Genomic DNA, 15,763 nt, shown 5'->3' with positions numbered 1-15,763 from the left:
GTCAAACGCGCCATCTCCAAACACCGCGCCAAAGGCGACATCGACCGCAACAGCTACAAAACGCAGATCAGCATCCACATCCTGCCGGGTTGACAACCCGGCAGGATCGCTAACTGAGCGGCATTGGCCCTAGCCGCCGAACTCGGCGGCGAGGGTATTCCAGAACATGAGCTCATAGCTCTGGAACAGGCGCGCGCACTCGTGCGCCCGCGCCGGATCCAGCCGCCCGCAAGCCAATCCGGCCTCGATGGCGGCGAGCGCCAGTCTTTCGATCTCGGGCACGTCGGCGGCGAAATAGTCGAAGAAGGCACAGGCGGCATCATCGAACCCGTAGTGCTCGCGCATGCCCGCCGCGACCGCCGCGCAGTACCGCCCGAATGCCGCGAAGTTGGCGAAGATGCCCGCGACGGCCGCACCCGACGCCTCGTTGAGCGCCAACCACGCCATATACGCCGGATATGCCTGGCACCCGGCCCTCGGCAGGTCCGTCCCCGGATCCGGTCCGGTGGCCGCGAGCAACCCGTCGAGCAGCCGGTGCGCCTGCCGTTCACCCGACGCCAGCGCCTCGAAGAACTCCCGCGACCTCGGCTCGTCCGCCCGCGCCGCCAACGCGTGCATACTGCGCCAGTCGCTGTCGGTGATCAGATATTCCTCGGCGGCGAGCGCGGCGAAAACGCCGCGCTCCGCCCGCCCCGCCGCGATGAGCGGCACGAGTTCGTTGTCCGCGTCGCGCGGTGCGATCTCGGCCTGGATCCGCGCCAGCAATTCCGCTGCCGTCATCTCGCTCACCTCCCGGCCCCATTCAACGCCGGACGCCGTGCCACCGCATCGCTTCGGTGGAAACGGTTGCAGCGCACGGCATTCGCGGCTACGAACGCACAGCGCACGGAACTCGCGGGTCGATCGGCCCTCAGTGATCCGCGTGTCGACCGCGCCTAGCGGGGGCTGTCGGCGCAGCCGTCCGTCGACCTGCGCACGGCCGCAGCGGAGGCAGAGGTGCGCGCGTCGACCAGAGCCCTGACCTCGGCGGCGGATTCGCAGCTCAGCGCGCGCACGGCGGCGGCGGCGCAGGCGGCGTGGTCCAGTTCGCGGACGCGGGCCTTGATGAGCGGGACGACCGGCGCGGCGACGCTGAGTTCGGTGACGCCGAGACCGAGCAGGATCGGCACCGCGACGGGGTCGGCGGCGATCTCACCGCAGACGGCGACCCTGGCGCGGCCCGCACCGCGACACACCAGGTCGATCAGGCGCAGCACACCCGGATCGAGCGGGTCGGCCAGGGTGGCGACGGTGTCATTGCCCCGGTCCACGGCCATGGCGTATTGGGTCAGGTCATTGGTGCCGATACTGAAGAAGTCGACGTGCTGGGCGAGGACCGCGGCTTTGGCGGCGGCGGCGGGCACCTCGACCATGATGCCGACCTCCAGTGCGAGAGGTTGCGGCGCTACCTCTTTGAGCAGTGCCCGCGCGGCGCGGACCTCCTCGACGGTGGTGACCATCGGGAACATCACGCTCACCGGATATTCGGCGGCCACCGCGGCGATGGCGCGCAACTGGTCGCGCAGCAGATCCGGGTGTGCCAGAGCGAGTCGAATGCCGCGTTCACCGAGGAACGGGTTGGCTTCCGGCGCTTGAGTGACATACGGGAGCGGTTTGTCGCCACCGACATCCAAGGTGCGCAGAATGATTCGGCGTCCGTCCAGGGTTTTGGCCAGTTCGCGGTACACCTGCTCCTGCTCGGTGACCGATGGCGCGTCCGCCCGACCGAGGAACAGGAATTCGGTCCGGACCAGGCCGAACAGATCCGCCCCCGCCCGCACCGCCGCGGCGGCATCGTCGATGCTTGCGACATTGGCCCCGACATGCACCTCGACACCATCGGTGGTGATGGCGGGCAGTTGCGCGAGCTCCGCTGCGGCCCTGCGCTTTTCGCGCTCGCGCTCGGCCTGCTCGGTGAACTCGGTGACGATCTCGGGCTCGGGATCGATGACGAGCCGCCCCGAACTCCCGTCCAGCGCGACAGTTGTGCCCTCCGGAATCAGCAGCACCTCGGGTCCTGCCCCGACTACCGCCGGAATTCCCTTGGCGCGGGCGAGGATGGCGCTGTGGGCTGTCGGACTGCCCTGTGCCAGAACGATTCCGGTCACCACGTCCGGATTCAGCGCCGCCAACTGGGCGGGCGTCAGATCCGCCGCGACCAGCACACCCGGCCTCGTGACGATCTCGACCCCGTGTCCGAGCAGGACCGCGAGCACCTGATCACGCACCGCCCGTACATCCGCCGCGCGCGCCCGCTGATACTCGTCCGGCAACCGCGTCAATTCGATTGCGGCACTATCGAATACCGTGGCCACGGCAGCGGCCGCAGGGGCGCCTTCCGCGATTCGCCGCGTCACCTCGCCCAGTAGCTCCGCGTCGTCGAGGAACAGCAGGTGCGCCTCGAAGATCTCCGATTCCGCCGTCCGGCGTCCGCCCCCGGTCCGGGCGATATCCGCCCGAATCTGCTGCCGCACTTCGGTGATCGCCGTCTCCAGTGCGTGCAGCTCCACCGCAGGCGGCCCGGCCGGTGCATCGGGCAGGTGGAATTCGACAGCGGCCGACTGCCACACCGGCCCGATCCCGATGCCGGCCGAAGCGGCGAAGGGGCCTGCCGCATGACGCGGGGGCAGCGTCGAAGTCGGCGCGTCGCCCGCGGTTTCGCCCGTCGCCGGATGCTCGGCGGGTCCCTCATCGAACCACCGATCGGCCAGGTCGCGAATTCGATCGACGGCGAGCTGCGCGGCGGGACCCGTCGCGCTCACCTCGATTTCGTGCCCCGCGAGCGCGCCGAGCGCGGCGATTCGACTCAGGCTGCGGCCGGAGACCGGTCCCGTGCCGGTGGTCAGATCGCGCAGGCGCACCTCGGCGTCGAGGTCGCGCAGTTCGCCGACCAACCGGGCGGCGGGCCGCGCGTGCAGGCCGTGCTCGTTGCGCACCAGGAAAGTCGTTCGCGCCGTTGGTTGTTCGGTCGCCTGCGCGATATCGGCGGCAGGCGCCGGTGCCGCGGTCTCGGAACCCAGCTGCGTCTGCTTGCCGAGCAGCGCCTGTTCGGCTTCCGCCGCCACCTCCGCCAGATCCGCGCCGCCGCCCGCGCAGACCACCGCCGCCACCAGACCCTCGACGATCGGCGCGGCGCACAGCCGCACCAGGTGTGGCTGTTCGAGCAGGTCGAGGGCGAGTTCGGCGGATAGGACGGCGCTGCCGAGATCCATCAGAACCAGTACGCCCGCACCGGAGTCGGCGGCGGCGATCGCCTCGGCGACGGCGACCGCGTCGGTGCCGAGGGTGGTCTCGTCCAAGCCCGCGGCGATCTCGACGCGGACCGCGCGGTCCTGCCGCATCTCCTCGGCCAGCGCCACGGCGGCCCGCGCCAGGGCTCTGCTGTGCGAGACCACCACGATGCCGATCGTGCTCATCGCAGCGCCTGTCGGGCGGCGCGCACCAGCAGGGCGGCGCTGGTCGCGCCGGGATCCTGGTGTCCGACACTGCGTTCGCCGAGGTAGGAGGCGCGACCCTTGCGGGCCTGCATGGGGATGGTCCCGTCGCGGCCCGCCTCGGCGGCGACCACCGCCGCATCCAGTGCCGCGGCGAATCCGCCTCCGGCGGAAAGGCTTTGGTCGATGGCATCGGCGGCGGGCGCGAGCGCGTCGAACATGGTCTTGTCGCCCGCCTCGGCCTTGCCGCGGGCCACGACCCCGTCGAGTCCGGCGCGGAACGCCTTGGCGAAGGCGGCCGCGTCCACGGTTTCGCCGAGGGCGGCGGCGAAACGCAGGAAGAAGGTGCCGTACAGCGGACCGCTGGCCCCGCCTATGGTGCGGATCAGCGTCATACCGGTCTGCTTCAGGGTCTCGGCCGGGCCGGTCTCGGCAAGGGCCTCGACCGCCGCCGCGGTGCCCCGGCGCATATTGCCGCCATGGTCGGCATCGCCGATGGCGGCGTCGAGTTCGGTGAGGGTATCGGCATCGCGGTCGATGAGGGCGGCGTACCCGCGGACCCATGCGGCGGCGTCGAAAGTTTCGGTCATGGTCACACTCCCCAGCGCAGGGCCGGTGTGCGTACCGGCGCGTCCCACAGATTCAGCAGTTCGTCGTCGACTTTGGTGAGCGTCACCGAACAGCCTGCCATTTCCAGACTCGTGATGTAGGGGCCGACCAGCGAGCGGACCACCTCGATGCCGTGTCCGCGCAGGATGCGGTCGACCTCGTTGTACATCACGTACAGCTCGATGAGCGGGGTGCCGCCCATTCCGTTGACGAAACAGATCACTCTGTCGCCCTTGGCGAATGGCAGATCGCCGAGGATGGGTTCCACCAGCATCTGCGCCACCTCCCGCGCGGGAGCCAGCGGAACCCGCCTGCGTCCCGGTTCGCCGTGGATGCCGATCCCGATCTCCATCTCGTCCTCGGCCAGGGTGAAGGTCGGCTTGCCCGCGGCGGGCACGGTGCACGAGGTCAGCGCCATGCCCATGCTGCGCGAACCGGCGTTGACGGCGCGCGCGATGTCGGCGACGGCCGCCAGGGGCCTGCCCTGTTCGGCGGCGGCGCCCGCGATCTTCTCCAGCACCACCGTCGCGCCGACGCCGCGGCGTCCCGCCGTGTACAGGCTGTCCTGGACGGCGACATCGTCGTCGACGACCACCGCGATCACCTCGCCGCCGGATTCGGCGGCGGCCAGTTCGGCGGCCATCTCGAAGTTCATCACGTCGCCGGTGTAGTTCTTGACGATGTGCAGCACACCCGCGCCGGAATCGACGGCGGCGGTGGCGGCCAGGATCTGGTCCGGCACCGGCGAGGTGAAGACCTCGCCCGCGCAGGCGGCGTCGAGCATGCCGAGTCCGACGAAGCCGCCGTGCAGCGGTTCGTGTCCGGAACCGCCGCCGGAGACCAGTCCGACCTTGCCGGGCACCGGCGCCTCGGCGCGCAGGATGAGGCGATTGTCCTGGTCGATCCGCAATTGCGGGTGCGCGGCCGCCATACCGGCCAGCGCATCCCCGATCACATCGGCGGGATCGTTGATCAACTTCTTCATTGCGGGTCTCCTGACGGCTCTCGTTGCCGTGGTCTACACCGTGGTCTGACGGGATATGTCGAATGCTATTCGATAATGTCGAATGATCTCCGTAGGATACGTTGGTGTTTCTTGGGTCACAAGACCCCTGGGAGAGGAGATCTGGTGATCCAGTCGGTGGATCGGGCCGTCCGGATCCTGTTCGCGCTGCAGGGCGCGCGGCGGATGACACTGTCGGAATTGGCGGCCGAACTCGGGCTGGCCGCCACGACCGTGCACGGCATCGTGCGCACCTTGGCCGCGCACGGCGTGGTCGTCCAGGAACACGGCGGCGGGCGCTATCAACTCGGTCCGGCGGTGCTGCGCCTCGGCAATGTCTACCTCGACACCCTCGACCTGCGCTCCCGCGCACTCACCTGGGCGCACGAACTGGCCCGACAGACCGGATTCGCGGTCCGGGTCGGCGTGCTGTTCGGCGCGGATATCGTCATCATCCATCACGAACCGCGCCAGGACGGGAGCCGACAGATGCCCGAGGTGGGCATCGAGATCCCGGCACACGCGAGCGCTTTGGGCAAAGCGGTGCTGGCCTTCCTGCCGCCCGCGCCGGACGGACCGCTGCGCAGCATGACGGGGGAGACCATCACCGATCCGGCCGCGCTCGCACAGCACCTGGCGGACGTGCGGGAATCCGGCCTCGCCGCGGAGCGCGACGAGGCGGTGCTCGGCGAATCCGGCCTGGCGGGCGCGATCTTCGACCGCACCGGCGCGGTCGTCGGCGCGGTCGGCATCGTGGTGCCCACCGCCGAATGGCCCGCACCCGATACCGCGGTGGCGGCCGTGCGCACCACCGCCCGCACCATCTCCCGCGAACTCGGTGCCACCCGCTGGCCCGCACCCGCCTGAAACGCCGAAAGGCCCGAAGCAGGCCTTTCGCGACAAGGGCCTAGTTGTAGATCGCGTCGACGTCGGCCGCGTACTTCTTCATGACCACCGCCCGCCGCAGCGACATCTTCGGCGTCAACTCGCCCGTCTCCTGGGTCCAGTCCATCGGCAGGATGCGGATCTTCTTGATCGCCTCGGCGTGCGAGACCTTCTTATTGGCCTCGGCCACCGCCGCATTGATCTCCGCGACCAGCGCCGGATTCTCGATGACCTGCTCGATCGGGGTGTCGGCGGGCAGGTTGTTGCGCTCCTTCCAACTGGGCAGCGCCTCCGGATCCAAGGTGATGAGCGCGGCGATGAACGGCTGCCCGTCACCGACCACCATGGCCTGGCTGATCAGCGCGGTGGCCCGCAGATCGTCCTCGAGCATGCCGGGGGAGACATTCTTGCCGCCCGCCGTGACGATGATCTCCTTCTTGCGGCCGGTGATGGTGATGAAACCCTCGTCGTCGAGCGCGCCGAGGTCGCCGGTTTTGAACCAGCCGTCGGCGAAGGCGTCCTCGCTGGCCTCGGCATTGCCCCAGTAGCCGTTGAAGATCACCGGGCCGCGCAGCAGCAGTTCACCGTCCTCGGCGATCTTGGCGCCGTGGCCGGGCAGCGGCCTGCCGACGGTGCCGACCTTGATGTGGCGCGGAGTGTTCACCGAGACGGCGGCCGTGCTCTCGGTCAGGCCGTAACCCTCGTAGATGGTGACGCCGACGCCGCGGAAGAAGTGGCCAAGGCGCGCGCCGAGCGGCCCGCCGCCGGAGACGGCCGAGTCGCAGCGCCCGCCGAGCGCCTCGCGCAACTTGCCGTAGACCAGCTTGTCGAAGACCGCGTGCTTGAGCTTGAGCACCAGGCCGGGACCGCCGGACTGCAACGCCGTGCTGTAGGCGACGGCGGTATCGGCGGCCAGATCGAAGATGGCGCCCTTGCCGCCGTCGTGCGCCTTCTGCTTGGCCGCGTTGAAGACCTTCTCGAAGACGCGGGGCACCGAGAGGATGAAGTCCGGCTTGTAGGCGCCGAATTGCTCGACCAGCGTGGACCAGTCGGAGGTGTGCGCCACGGTGACACCGGCGTCGAAGGCGGCGAGTGCGACCGCGCGGGCGAAGACGTGCGCCAGCGGCAGGAACAGCAGCGACCTGTTGCCCGGTCGCAGGAATTCGCTCATGGCCGCTCGGTCCGCGGCCGATTCCCCGTACAGGTTCGCGTGGCTGAGCATGACGCCCTTGGGGCGGCCCGTGGTGCCCGAGGTGTAGATGAGGGTGGCGGGAGAGGCCGCCTTGACCTGGGCGCGGCGCTCGTGCACCACCTGGTCGCCGAGGTCCGCGCCGCGCGCGGTGAGCTCCTCGATCGCGCCCTTCTCCAGCAGCAGGGTCTCGCGCAGGGCGGGCAGATCCGCCTCGATCTCGCCGATGGTGGCCCGATGCTTGTCGTTCTCGACGATCAGCAGCTTGGTGGCCGAATCCTGCAGGATCCACTTGGCCTGCTCGGCCGAGGAACTGTCGTAGATGGCGACGGTGCAGCCGCCCGCCGCCCAGATGGCGAAGTCGAGCACGACCCACTCGTAGCGGGTCGGGGCCAGGATGGCCACTCGGTCGCCGAGTTCGATCCCGGCCGCGATCAAGCCCTTCGCCACGCCGGTGACCGTCGCCGCGAACTCCGTCGCGGTGATGTCGTTCCAGCCGCCCTTGCCATCCGGCGTATTGAACACGACCAGACCGGGGGTCTGCTCGGCATGCCGGAAGGCACCATCGGACATGTTGGCGTCTTCGGGGATGGTGTAGGAAGCCGGAACTTCGAACTCTCGCATCGGTGCGGTGCCCTTCCACGTTTGGTTTACCCGCAAGTAATCTACGACACCTATGACCGGGGTGCCCGCCCGGACCACCTGTTATCGAGTGCCGACGGGCCGGAGCGCATCGCGCAGGAACTCGGACAATTCAGCCAGTGCCGCCGCGGCCTCCGGAACCAGCGCGGCCTGCAGTTGGGATACGTGCCACAGTCCGCGGCTCTCGGTGAAACGCACGGGCACCGCGGCCGCCCGCAGCGTCTCCACCAGTTCGACGCACTGCTTGTGCAGCAGTTCGCTCACATCGACCTGGACATATGTCGATGGCAGGCCCACCATCTCGCCGCGCAGCGGCGCGTATCCCTCGATATCCGAAGGGTTCTCGCCGAGATACGCGGCGGCGCAGGCGCGCGACCACGGCTTGTTGACCACCAGATCCCGCTCCCGCGCGGGAATCTCATTCGGATCGGTCCACGGCGCGATCAGGCCGAGCGCGGCCGGGGTGTGCCCGTGCCGGGCCGCGAGCCGCTGCGCCACCGCGAGCGACAGACCGCCGCCCGCCGAATCACCACAGACGGCAATGCGTTCCGGCGCGTACCCCTGTGCGACCAACGCCAGGAAGGCGGCCTCGGCGTCGTCGAGCGCCGCCGGGAACGGATGCTCCGGGGCCAACCGATAGTCGAGCGAGTAGACCGCATACCCGGTGTCGCGGGCCAGACGTGCGGTCAGCGAACGATGGGTCGCCGGCGAACCGACGGCGTAGCCGCCGCCGTGCAGGTAAAGCACCGCCGCGTCCGGTTCGGTCGACCCGGTGGCGCTCCGCTCGGCGGGCCTGCCACCCAAGGTGATCGGCCGGATGTCGACGCCGCCGGGCAGCAGTTGCCCCCGCGAACTCAGATCCAACAGCAGGCGCTGGACCCGCCACGGCAGCCTGCTGTCGAGCGCCACCCGGTAGAGGGGACCGAGCACCGCCCTGGCGACCGGCAGCGGAAGTGCGATGTCGCGCATGGGATTACCGCCGGCTCACGGTAGTACGCGCCGGGAAGTGAACGCGACCAGCCGCTGATAGCCGGACCCGGTGACCCGCACCAGGGCGTCGAGTAGCTTGGCCTCCCAACCGATCAGCACCCGCCCGTGCCCCTTGCGCACACCCTCGGTGATTGTCTGCGCGGCCATCTCCGGGGTGTGAATGGCGAGATACTTGTCGAACTGCGCGGCCGCGCTCTTGCCATTGATGCCCGCGGCGTAGGTGGCATTGCGCGCCACGGCCGTCTTGATCCCGCCCGGATGCACACACGTCACCTTGACCGGCTCCTTGCCGATCAGCATCTCCTCGCGCAGCGACTCGGTGAACCCGCGCACCGCGAATTTGGCCGAGTTGTAGGCGCTTTGGCCCGGAATCGCGATCAGACCGAACAGGCTCGACACATTCACCACATGACCGGCGCCGGATTCGATCAGATACGGCAGGAATGCCTTGGTGCCATTGACCACACCCCAGAAATCGACATCCATGATCCGCTCGATGTCCTTGAACTCCGAGCGGATCACATCGCCGTGGTAGCCGATCCCCGCGTTGTTGTAGACCTGGTGCACCACGCCGAAATGCTTGTGCACCTCATCGGCGTAGAGCAGGACCGCCTCGCGCTCGGCCACATTCAGCCGGTCGGATCGCACCTCGGCGCCGAACTGCTCGCAGCGCGCCACCGTCTCGGCCAAACCCTCGGTGTCGATATCCGACAGCGCCAGCTTGGCGCCCCGGCGGGCCAGATTCTCGGCCAGTGCCCGGCCGATACCCGAGCCCGCGCCGGTGATCACACAGACCTTGCCCGTGAAATACTCGTTGCCCATCAGCCCACCACTTTCAGCTCGGAACGGGACGCGCCGCGCGTCGTGGTCCGGTATGCGGCAACGTCGAATTTCTTGGTCAGCCTACGGAATTCGAAGGTGAAGTCCGGCCACAGCGTGGTGTTGTTGCCGTGCTTGTCGAGATACCAGCTCGAGCAGCCGCCCGTCATCCAGACGCTCGGCGCCATCTTGGCCTGCAACCCCCGGTTGTAGGCGTCCTGCACCTCGCGGCGCACCTCCACGGTGCGCAGACCCATGCGGTCCACGGTGTCGAGCGCGTCGGCGATGTAGTTGATCTGCGATTCGATCATGTACACCATCGAGGTGTGGCCCAGGCCGACATTCGGGCCGAGCAGGAAGAACATATTCGGGAAGTTGTTGATCGCCGAACCCTTGTAGCCCTGCTGACCGATCTCGTCGAACACCTCGGCAAGGGTGCGACCGTCCGCCCCGGTGATGGTGTTGTAGGTGGGCGAATCGGTGACGTGGAAGCCGGTGGCCACGATGAGGGCGTCGATCTCGCGTTCGGTGCCGTCGGCGGTGACGATCGAATTCGCGCGCACCTCCCGGATACCGTCGGTGACCACGTCCACATTCGGGCGGCTCAGCGCCGGATAGTAGTTGTTGGAGATCAGCATGCGCTTGCAGCCGATGCGGAAATCGGGGGTAACTTTCGCGCGCAGCTCCGGATCGCGGATCTCGGCGCGCAACTTGGCCTTGGCGATGGCCTCGAACGCGCGCATCAGCGGCGGGAATTTGGCCAGACCCACCACCTGGGTCTCGCGGGCCGCGTAGATGGCCGCGCGGGAAAGTCGCTGTACGCCGGGAAGATAGCGGAAGGCGAGCCGTTCCGGCAGCAGGTAGGGGCGGTCCGTGCGGGGCAGCAGCCACGGCGCGGTGCGCTGATAGACGTCCAGGTGGGCGACCTGTGGGGCGATCGACGGCACGATCTGGATGGCCGAAGCGCCCGTGCCGATCACCGCGACCCGCTTGCCGGTCAGTTCGGCGTCGTGATTCCAGCGGGCGGAATGGAAGATCTCGCCTTCGAATCCGTTGATGCCCTTGATATCCGGGAGCATCGGCTCGCAGAGCGCGCCGACTGCGGAGACCACGGTATCGGCGGTGAAATCGCCCTTGGTGGATTCGATCTCCCACACGGCGGCTTCGGCGTTCCAGCGGGCGGCGGTGACATCGCAGTCGAAGATGTGCTTGTCCAGCACCCGGTGGCGCTTGGCCACACCCTGGATGTAGCTCTGGATCTCGCCCTGCTTGGAGAACGAGCGCGACCAATTCGGGTTCAGCGCGAACGAGTAGGAGTACAGCTGCGAGGGAACATCGCAGGCCGCGCCCGGATAGGTATTGTCGCGCCAGGTGCCGCCGACATCGCTGCCGCGCTCCAGCACGAGGTAATCGGTTCGGCCCTGTTGGCTCAGCCTGATGGCCAGCCCCAGGCCCGCGAATCCGCTGCCGATGATGATCGTCTTGGCATGCCGGGTCGGGCGGTTGCCGACAGCATTGTCTGTAACCCTGCGACTCATGTAATTGAGGGTACGGCGCTATTAAGCACTAGTCAACAGTCTTGTTGAACAGTGCTCAACAGTATTGACCGTTGTTCAGTAGGCTTGCGGAGTGAGTTCCACCGTGAAACGGACCAGGCTCAGCCCCGACGAGCGCCGCACCCAACTGATCACCCTCGGGGCACAACTGCTGGCCGAGCGCGCGCTCGAAGACATCTCGCTCAGCGAGATCGCGGCGCGGGCGGGCATCTCGCGCGGCCTGCTGTTCCACTACTTCCAGAACAAACAGGAATTCCAACTCGCCATCGTGCGCCACGCCAACGGTGAACTGCTACAACGCATCACGCCCGACCGCACCCTGCCGCTGCCGGAGATGCTGCGCGACTGCATCGCCCGCTACATCGACTACGTCAGCGAGAACCGCACCTCATACCTGGCCCTGCTGCGCGGCCCCGGCAGCGCCAACCCGGACGTGGTCCCCCTCGTCGACCAAACCCGCGACGCCATCATCACCCTCATCCTCGCCGAAACCCCCCTCCCCACCCCCGACCTCGACCGCGCCCGCCTCCACCTGGCCCTGCGCGGCTGGATCGCCTTCGTCGAGGAAACCACCCTCACCTGGCTGCGCACCGAACCCATCCCCCGCCCCGCCCTCATCACCCTGCTGGTCGACTCCCTGCTGGCCCTCGCCCTAACCCTCAACCCCGCCCTCGCCGCCGCCCTGCGCGGCTGAAAACAAAACGGGCCGAACCGCATTGACTATGCGATCCGGCCCGCTGCGGGGTGGGGCTATGCGGTGGGTTCGAACGCCTCGTCGAGGATTTCCTGCTGCTCCACCGCGTGCACCTTGCTCGAACCCGAGGACGGGGCCGACATGGCGCGGCGCGAGATGCGGCGCAGACGGGTGAAACGCTCGGGGAGGATCTCCGGGAGGTTCAGACCGAAGAAGGGCCAGGCGCCCTGGTTGGCGGGTTCTTCCTGGACCCAGGCGATATCGGTGGCATTCGGATAGCCTGCCAGCGCCTCGTTCAAACGGAACTTCGGCAGCGGGTAGAGCTGTTCGATCCGCACGATCGCGATATCTTCGCGCTTGAGCTTGGCCTTGTTCGCGGCCAACTCGTAGTAGAGCTTGCCGCTGGTCAGCAGGACGCGCTTGACCTTGGACCGATCGCCGATGCCCTGCTCGTAGGCCGGCTCGTCGAACACCGAACGGAACTTCGACTCGGTGAAATCCTTCAGATCCGACACCACGGCCTTGTTGCGCAGCATCGACTTCGGGGTGAAGACGATCAGCGGACGGCGGATACCGTCGAGCGCGTGCCTGCGCAGCAGGTGGAAGTAGTTGGCAGGCGTGGACGGCACCGCCACCGTCATCGAACCCTCCGCGCACAACTGCAGGAAGCGCTCGATCCGGCCGGAGGTGTGGTCGGGACCCTGACCCTCGTGGCCGTGCGGCAGCAGCAGCACCACCTCCGAGAGCTGACCCCACTTGGCCTCACCGGAGGAGATGAACTCGTCGATGATCGATTGCGCGCCATTGACGAAATCACCGAACTGGGCCTCCCACAGCACCAGCGCGTCCGGATTGCCCAGCGAATAGCCGTATTCGAAACCGACGGCGGCGTATTCGCTCAGCGCCGAATCGTGCACGGCGAACCAGCCCGGCTTGTCCGAACCGATATTGTGCAGCGGCGTGTACTCCTCGGCCGACTTGCGGTCGATGATGACCGAGTGCCGCTGGGTGAAGGTGCCGCGCCGCGAATCCTGACCCGTCAACCGCACCGCGCGACCCTCATCGATCAGGGTGCCGAAGGCGAGCAACTCGGCGAACGCCCAGTCCACCTTGCCCTCGTAGGCCATCTCGCGCCGCTTCTCCAGCACCGGCTTCACGCGCGGATGCACATTGAAGCCGTCGGGCACGCCGAGGAAGGCGTCACCGATGCGCTGCAGCACGGCCTTGTCCACGGCGGTGACGACGGTGCCGGGCACGGACTGGTCGTCCTCGACCGATTCGCTGGGCTCGGGAACGTACTTCTCGAGTTCGCGAACCTCGTTGAACACCCGCTCCAACTGGCCCTGGTAGTCGCGCAGCGCGTCCTCGGCCTCCTTGAGCGAGATATCGCCGCGGCCGATCAGGCTCTCGGTGTAGGCCTTGCGAACCGAACGCTTGGTGTCGATCAGGTCGTACATGAACGGCTGGGTCATCGACGGGTCGTCGCCCTCGTTGTGGCCGCGACGGCGGTAGCAGATCATGTCGATGACGACGTCCTTGCGGAACTTCTGCCGGAAATCGACCGCCAGGCGGGCCACCCAATCGCACGCCTCCGGGTCGTCGCCGTTGACGTGGAGGATGGGCGCGCCGATGAACTTCGCGATATCGGTGGCGTACTCGGTGGAGCGGCTGTTCTCCGGTGCGGTGGTGAAGCCGATCTGGTTGTTCACCACGATGTGGATGGTGCCGCCGACACGGTAGCCGCGCAGACCCGACATGTTCAGCGTCTCGGCCACCACGCCCTGACCGGCGAAGGCCGCGTCGCCGTGCAGCATGAGCGGCACCACGGAGAAGCCGGTGGGGCCGTCGCCCTTGTCGAGCAGGTCCTGCTTGGCGCGAACCAGACCCTCGAGCACCGGGTCCACCGCTTCGAGATGCGAGGGGTTCGCGGTGAGCGAGACCTCGATCTCGTTGTCGCCGAACATCTGCAGGTAGGTGCCGCGCGCGCCGAGGTGGTACTTCACATCGCCGGAGCCGTGGGTGGCCGCCGGATTCATATTGCCCTCGAACTCGGTGAAGATCTTCGAGTAGGGCTTGCCGACGATATTGGCCAGCACATTCAGGCGGCCGCGGTGCGGCATACCGATGACGACCTCGTCGAGGGCGTACGCGGCGCACTGGTCGATGACGGCGTCCATCATCGGGATGACGGCCTCGGCGCCCTCGAGCGAGAAACGCTTCTGCCCGACGTATTTGGTCTGCAGGAAGGTCTCGAACGCCTCGGCCGCGTTCAGCCGATTCAGGACGTACTTCTGCTGGGCGACGGTCGGCTTGACATGCTGGGTCTCGACCCGCTCCTGAATCCACTGGAGCTGTTCGGGTTCCATGATGTGCATGTATTCGACGCCGACGTGGCGGCAGTACGCGTCGCGCAGCACCGAGAGCACATCGCGCAGCTTCATGGTCTCGCGGCCGTGGAAGCCCGCGACATTGAATTCGCGGTCCAGGTCCCACAGGGTGAGGCCGTGCTGGGTGACGTCCAGGTCGGGATGGCTGCGGAACTTGTCCTTGACCAGACGCAGCGGGTCGGTGTCGGCCATCAGGTGGCCGCGGCTGCGGTAGGAGGCGATGAGCTCGAGGACCCGCGCGCTCTTGTCCACGCCGCGCTCGCGGATGTCCTTGCGCCAGCGCACCGGCTCGTAGGGCACGCCCAGGCCGTGGAAGATCTCGTCGTAGAACTCGTCGGAGATCAGCAATTGGTGGATGGTGCGCAGGAAGTCGCCCGATTCCGCGCCCTGGATGATGCGGTGATCGTAGGTCGAGGTGAGGGTCATCAGCTTGCCGATGCCGATATCGGCGATGCGGTCCTCGCTCATGCCCTGGAACTCGGCCGGGTACTCCATCGCGCCCGCGCCGATGATCGCGCCCTGGCCGGGCATCAGCCGCGGCACCGAGTGCACGGTGCCGATGGTGCCCGGATTGGTGAGCGAGATGGTGACGCCGGAGAAGTCGTCGATGCCGAGCTTGCCGTCGCGGGCCCGGCGGACAATATCCTCGTAGGCGGTGTGGAACTGCCCGAAAGTCATTGTCTCGCAACCCTTGATGGCCGCGACCACCAGTGAGCGGCTGCCGTCCTTGCCCGCCAAGTCGATGGCGAGGCCCAGGTTGGTGTGGGCCGGGGTGACGGCATTGGGCTTGCCATCGATCTCGGCGAAGTGCCGGTTCAGGTTCGGGAACTTCTTGACCGCCTGCACGATGGCGTAGCCGAGCAGGTGGGTGAAGGAGATCTTGCCGCCGCGGGTGCGGGCCAGGTGGTTATTGATGACCAGGCGATTGTCGATCATCAGTTTGGCCGGGATGGCGCGCACCGAGGTGGCGGTGGGGATGGTGAGCGAGGCGGACATGTTCTTGACCACGGCGGCGGCCGGACCGCGCAGCACCTTCGACTCCTCGCCCGTCGCGACCTTCACGGGCGCGCCCGAGGTGGGGGCCGCGTTCGAGGTCGCCGCAGGCGTGGTCTGCGGGGTGCGGGCGGCGGCCGGGGCGGGCGCGGGGGCCGGGGCGACTGCCGACGCAGACACGGCGGTCGCGGCGGGCGCCGGGGAGGGGGCCGCGGCGGCCGGTGCCGGGGTGGCCGCCTGCGCGGGAACGGCGGGAGCGGTCTGGCTGTTGCCGGAATCACTCGTCGCTTCCGGGGTGTAATCGGCCAGGAACTCGTGCCAGCTCTCGTCGACGGAGGATGGATCCTGTTTGAACTTCTGATACATCTCGTCGACTAGCCACTGGTTCTGTCCGAACTGGGAAGTTGAGCTGCTCACAGCAGGTGTTCGCCTCTTTTCGTTCTAAGCGCTGCGACGTTTGTGACGTGCCCGGCACGGGGATCAGCGGATGCGCGCCGATGCGCCCTATCTGAGGATAGGCCCA

At 67.8% G+C, this 15,763-nt stretch carries 11 protein-coding genes; 2 read left to right on the top strand and 9 right to left on the bottom strand.

Annotation, left to right across the window (positions count from 1 at the left end; genetic code table 11):
* Positions 1-129: 129 nt before the first annotated feature.
* The 4 genes from D5S18_RS01930 to dhaK form a co-directional block, all read right to left on the bottom strand.
* Positions 130-780: a TenA family protein gene (locus tag D5S18_RS01930; RefSeq protein WP_120037269.1), complete on the bottom strand. Its 651-nt coding sequence runs from the start codon at positions 778-780 to the stop codon at positions 130-132.
* Positions 781-935: 155 nt separating this feature from the next.
* Positions 936-3,455: a phosphoenolpyruvate--protein phosphotransferase gene (gene ptsP, locus D5S18_RS01925; protein ID WP_120037268.1), complete on the bottom strand. Its 2,520-nt coding sequence runs from the start codon at positions 3,453-3,455 to the stop codon at positions 936-938.
* Positions 3,452-4,063: a dihydroxyacetone kinase subunit DhaL gene (gene dhaL, locus D5S18_RS01920; RefSeq protein ID WP_120037266.1), complete on the bottom strand. Its 612-nt coding sequence runs from the start codon at positions 4,061-4,063 to the stop codon at positions 3,452-3,454. Before dhaL ends, ptsP begins: the two co-directional genes overlap by 4 nt.
* Positions 4,064-4,065: 2 nt before the next feature.
* Entirely contained in the window at positions 4,066-5,067 is a 1,002-nt protein-coding gene (dhaK, locus tag D5S18_RS01915; protein WP_120037264.1) for a dihydroxyacetone kinase subunit DhaK, read from the bottom strand.
* A 144-nt stretch (positions 5,068-5,211) separates the two neighbouring features.
* Here dhaK and D5S18_RS01910 point away from each other — a divergent pair, with 144 nt between their 5' ends.
* On the top strand, positions 5,212-5,952 hold the full coding sequence (locus D5S18_RS01910; RefSeq protein ID WP_120037262.1) for an IclR family transcriptional regulator: 741 nt from the start codon (positions 5,212-5,214) through the stop codon (positions 5,950-5,952).
* Between the two features lie 40 nt (positions 5,953-5,992).
* Here D5S18_RS01910 and D5S18_RS01905 read toward each other — a convergent pair whose 3' ends face one another.
* The 4 genes from D5S18_RS01905 to D5S18_RS01890 all read right to left on the bottom strand — a co-directional run bounded on the left by D5S18_RS01905 (position 5,993) and on the right by D5S18_RS01890 (position 11,148).
* A complete protein-coding gene (locus D5S18_RS01905; RefSeq protein ID WP_120037259.1) occupies positions 5,993-7,783 on the bottom strand; it encodes an AMP-dependent synthetase/ligase in 1,791 nt (596 codons plus the stop codon).
* An 81-nt stretch (positions 7,784-7,864) separates the two neighbouring features.
* Positions 7,865-8,770, bottom strand: a complete 906-nt coding sequence (locus D5S18_RS01900) for an alpha/beta hydrolase (RefSeq protein WP_120037257.1) — start codon at positions 8,768-8,770, stop codon at positions 7,865-7,867.
* Positions 8,771-8,785: 15 nt separating this feature from the next.
* Entirely contained in the window at positions 8,786-9,613 is an 828-nt protein-coding gene (locus D5S18_RS01895; protein WP_120037256.1) for an SDR family NAD(P)-dependent oxidoreductase, read from the bottom strand.
* Positions 9,613-11,148: a flavin-containing monooxygenase gene (locus D5S18_RS01890; RefSeq protein ID WP_120037254.1), complete on the bottom strand. Its 1,536-nt coding sequence runs from the start codon at positions 11,146-11,148 to the stop codon at positions 9,613-9,615. The genes D5S18_RS01895 and D5S18_RS01890 overlap by 1 nt, the downstream gene beginning before the upstream one ends.
* 91 nt (positions 11,149-11,239) lie before the next feature.
* Between D5S18_RS01890 and D5S18_RS01885 the strand changes: the two genes are divergently transcribed.
* Positions 11,240-11,860, top strand: a complete 621-nt coding sequence (locus D5S18_RS01885; protein WP_120037251.1) for a TetR/AcrR family transcriptional regulator — start codon at positions 11,240-11,242, stop codon at positions 11,858-11,860.
* Positions 11,861-11,916: 56 nt separating this feature from the next.
* Here D5S18_RS01885 and D5S18_RS01880 read toward each other — a convergent pair whose 3' ends face one another.
* Positions 11,917-15,606, bottom strand: coding sequence for a multifunctional oxoglutarate decarboxylase/oxoglutarate dehydrogenase thiamine pyrophosphate-binding subunit/dihydrolipoyllysine-residue succinyltransferase subunit (locus tag D5S18_RS01880; protein WP_439651072.1), 3,690 nt, complete (start codon positions 15,604-15,606; stop codon positions 11,917-11,919).
* Between the last annotated feature and the right edge of the window lie 157 nt (positions 15,607-15,763).

Source organism: Nocardia panacis, from assembly GCF_003598715.1.
Lineage (GTDB): Bacteria > Actinomycetota > Actinomycetes > Mycobacteriales > Mycobacteriaceae > Nocardia > Nocardia panacis.
This window is presented reverse-complemented; position numbering and strand designations above follow the sequence as displayed.

What these genes read in the sequence shown, in the direction of transcription:
- D5S18_RS01890 (WP_120037254.1), bottom strand. Translation starts at nt 11,148, where the DNA reads ATGAGTCGCAGGGTTACAGACAATGCTGTCGGCAACCGCCCGACCCGG.
- D5S18_RS01905 (WP_120037259.1), bottom strand. Translation starts at nt 7,783, where the DNA reads ATGCGAGAGTTCGAAGTTCCGGCTTCCTACACCATCCCCGAAGACGCC.
- D5S18_RS01895 (WP_120037256.1), bottom strand. Translation starts at nt 9,613, where the DNA reads ATGGGCAACGAGTATTTCACGGGCAAGGTCTGTGTGATCACCGGCGCG.
- D5S18_RS01900 (WP_120037257.1), bottom strand. Translation starts at nt 8,770, where the DNA reads ATGCGCGACATCGCACTTCCGCTGCCGGTCGCCAGGGCGGTGCTCGGT.
- dhaL (WP_120037266.1), bottom strand. Translation starts at nt 4,063, where the DNA reads ATGACCGAAACTTTCGACGCCGCCGCATGGGTCCGCGGGTACGCCGCC.
- D5S18_RS01930 (WP_120037269.1), bottom strand. Translation starts at nt 780, where the DNA reads ATGACGGCAGCGGAATTGCTGGCGCGGATCCAGGCCGAGATCGCACCG.
- D5S18_RS01880 (WP_439651072.1), bottom strand. Translation starts at nt 15,606, where the DNA reads ATGTATCAGAAGTTCAAACAGGATCCATCCTCCGTCGACGAGAGCTGG.
- ptsP (WP_120037268.1), bottom strand. Translation starts at nt 3,455, where the DNA reads ATGAGCACGATCGGCATCGTGGTGGTCTCGCACAGCAGAGCCCTGGCG.
- dhaK (WP_120037264.1), bottom strand. Translation starts at nt 5,067, where the DNA reads ATGAAGAAGTTGATCAACGATCCCGCCGATGTGATCGGGGATGCGCTG.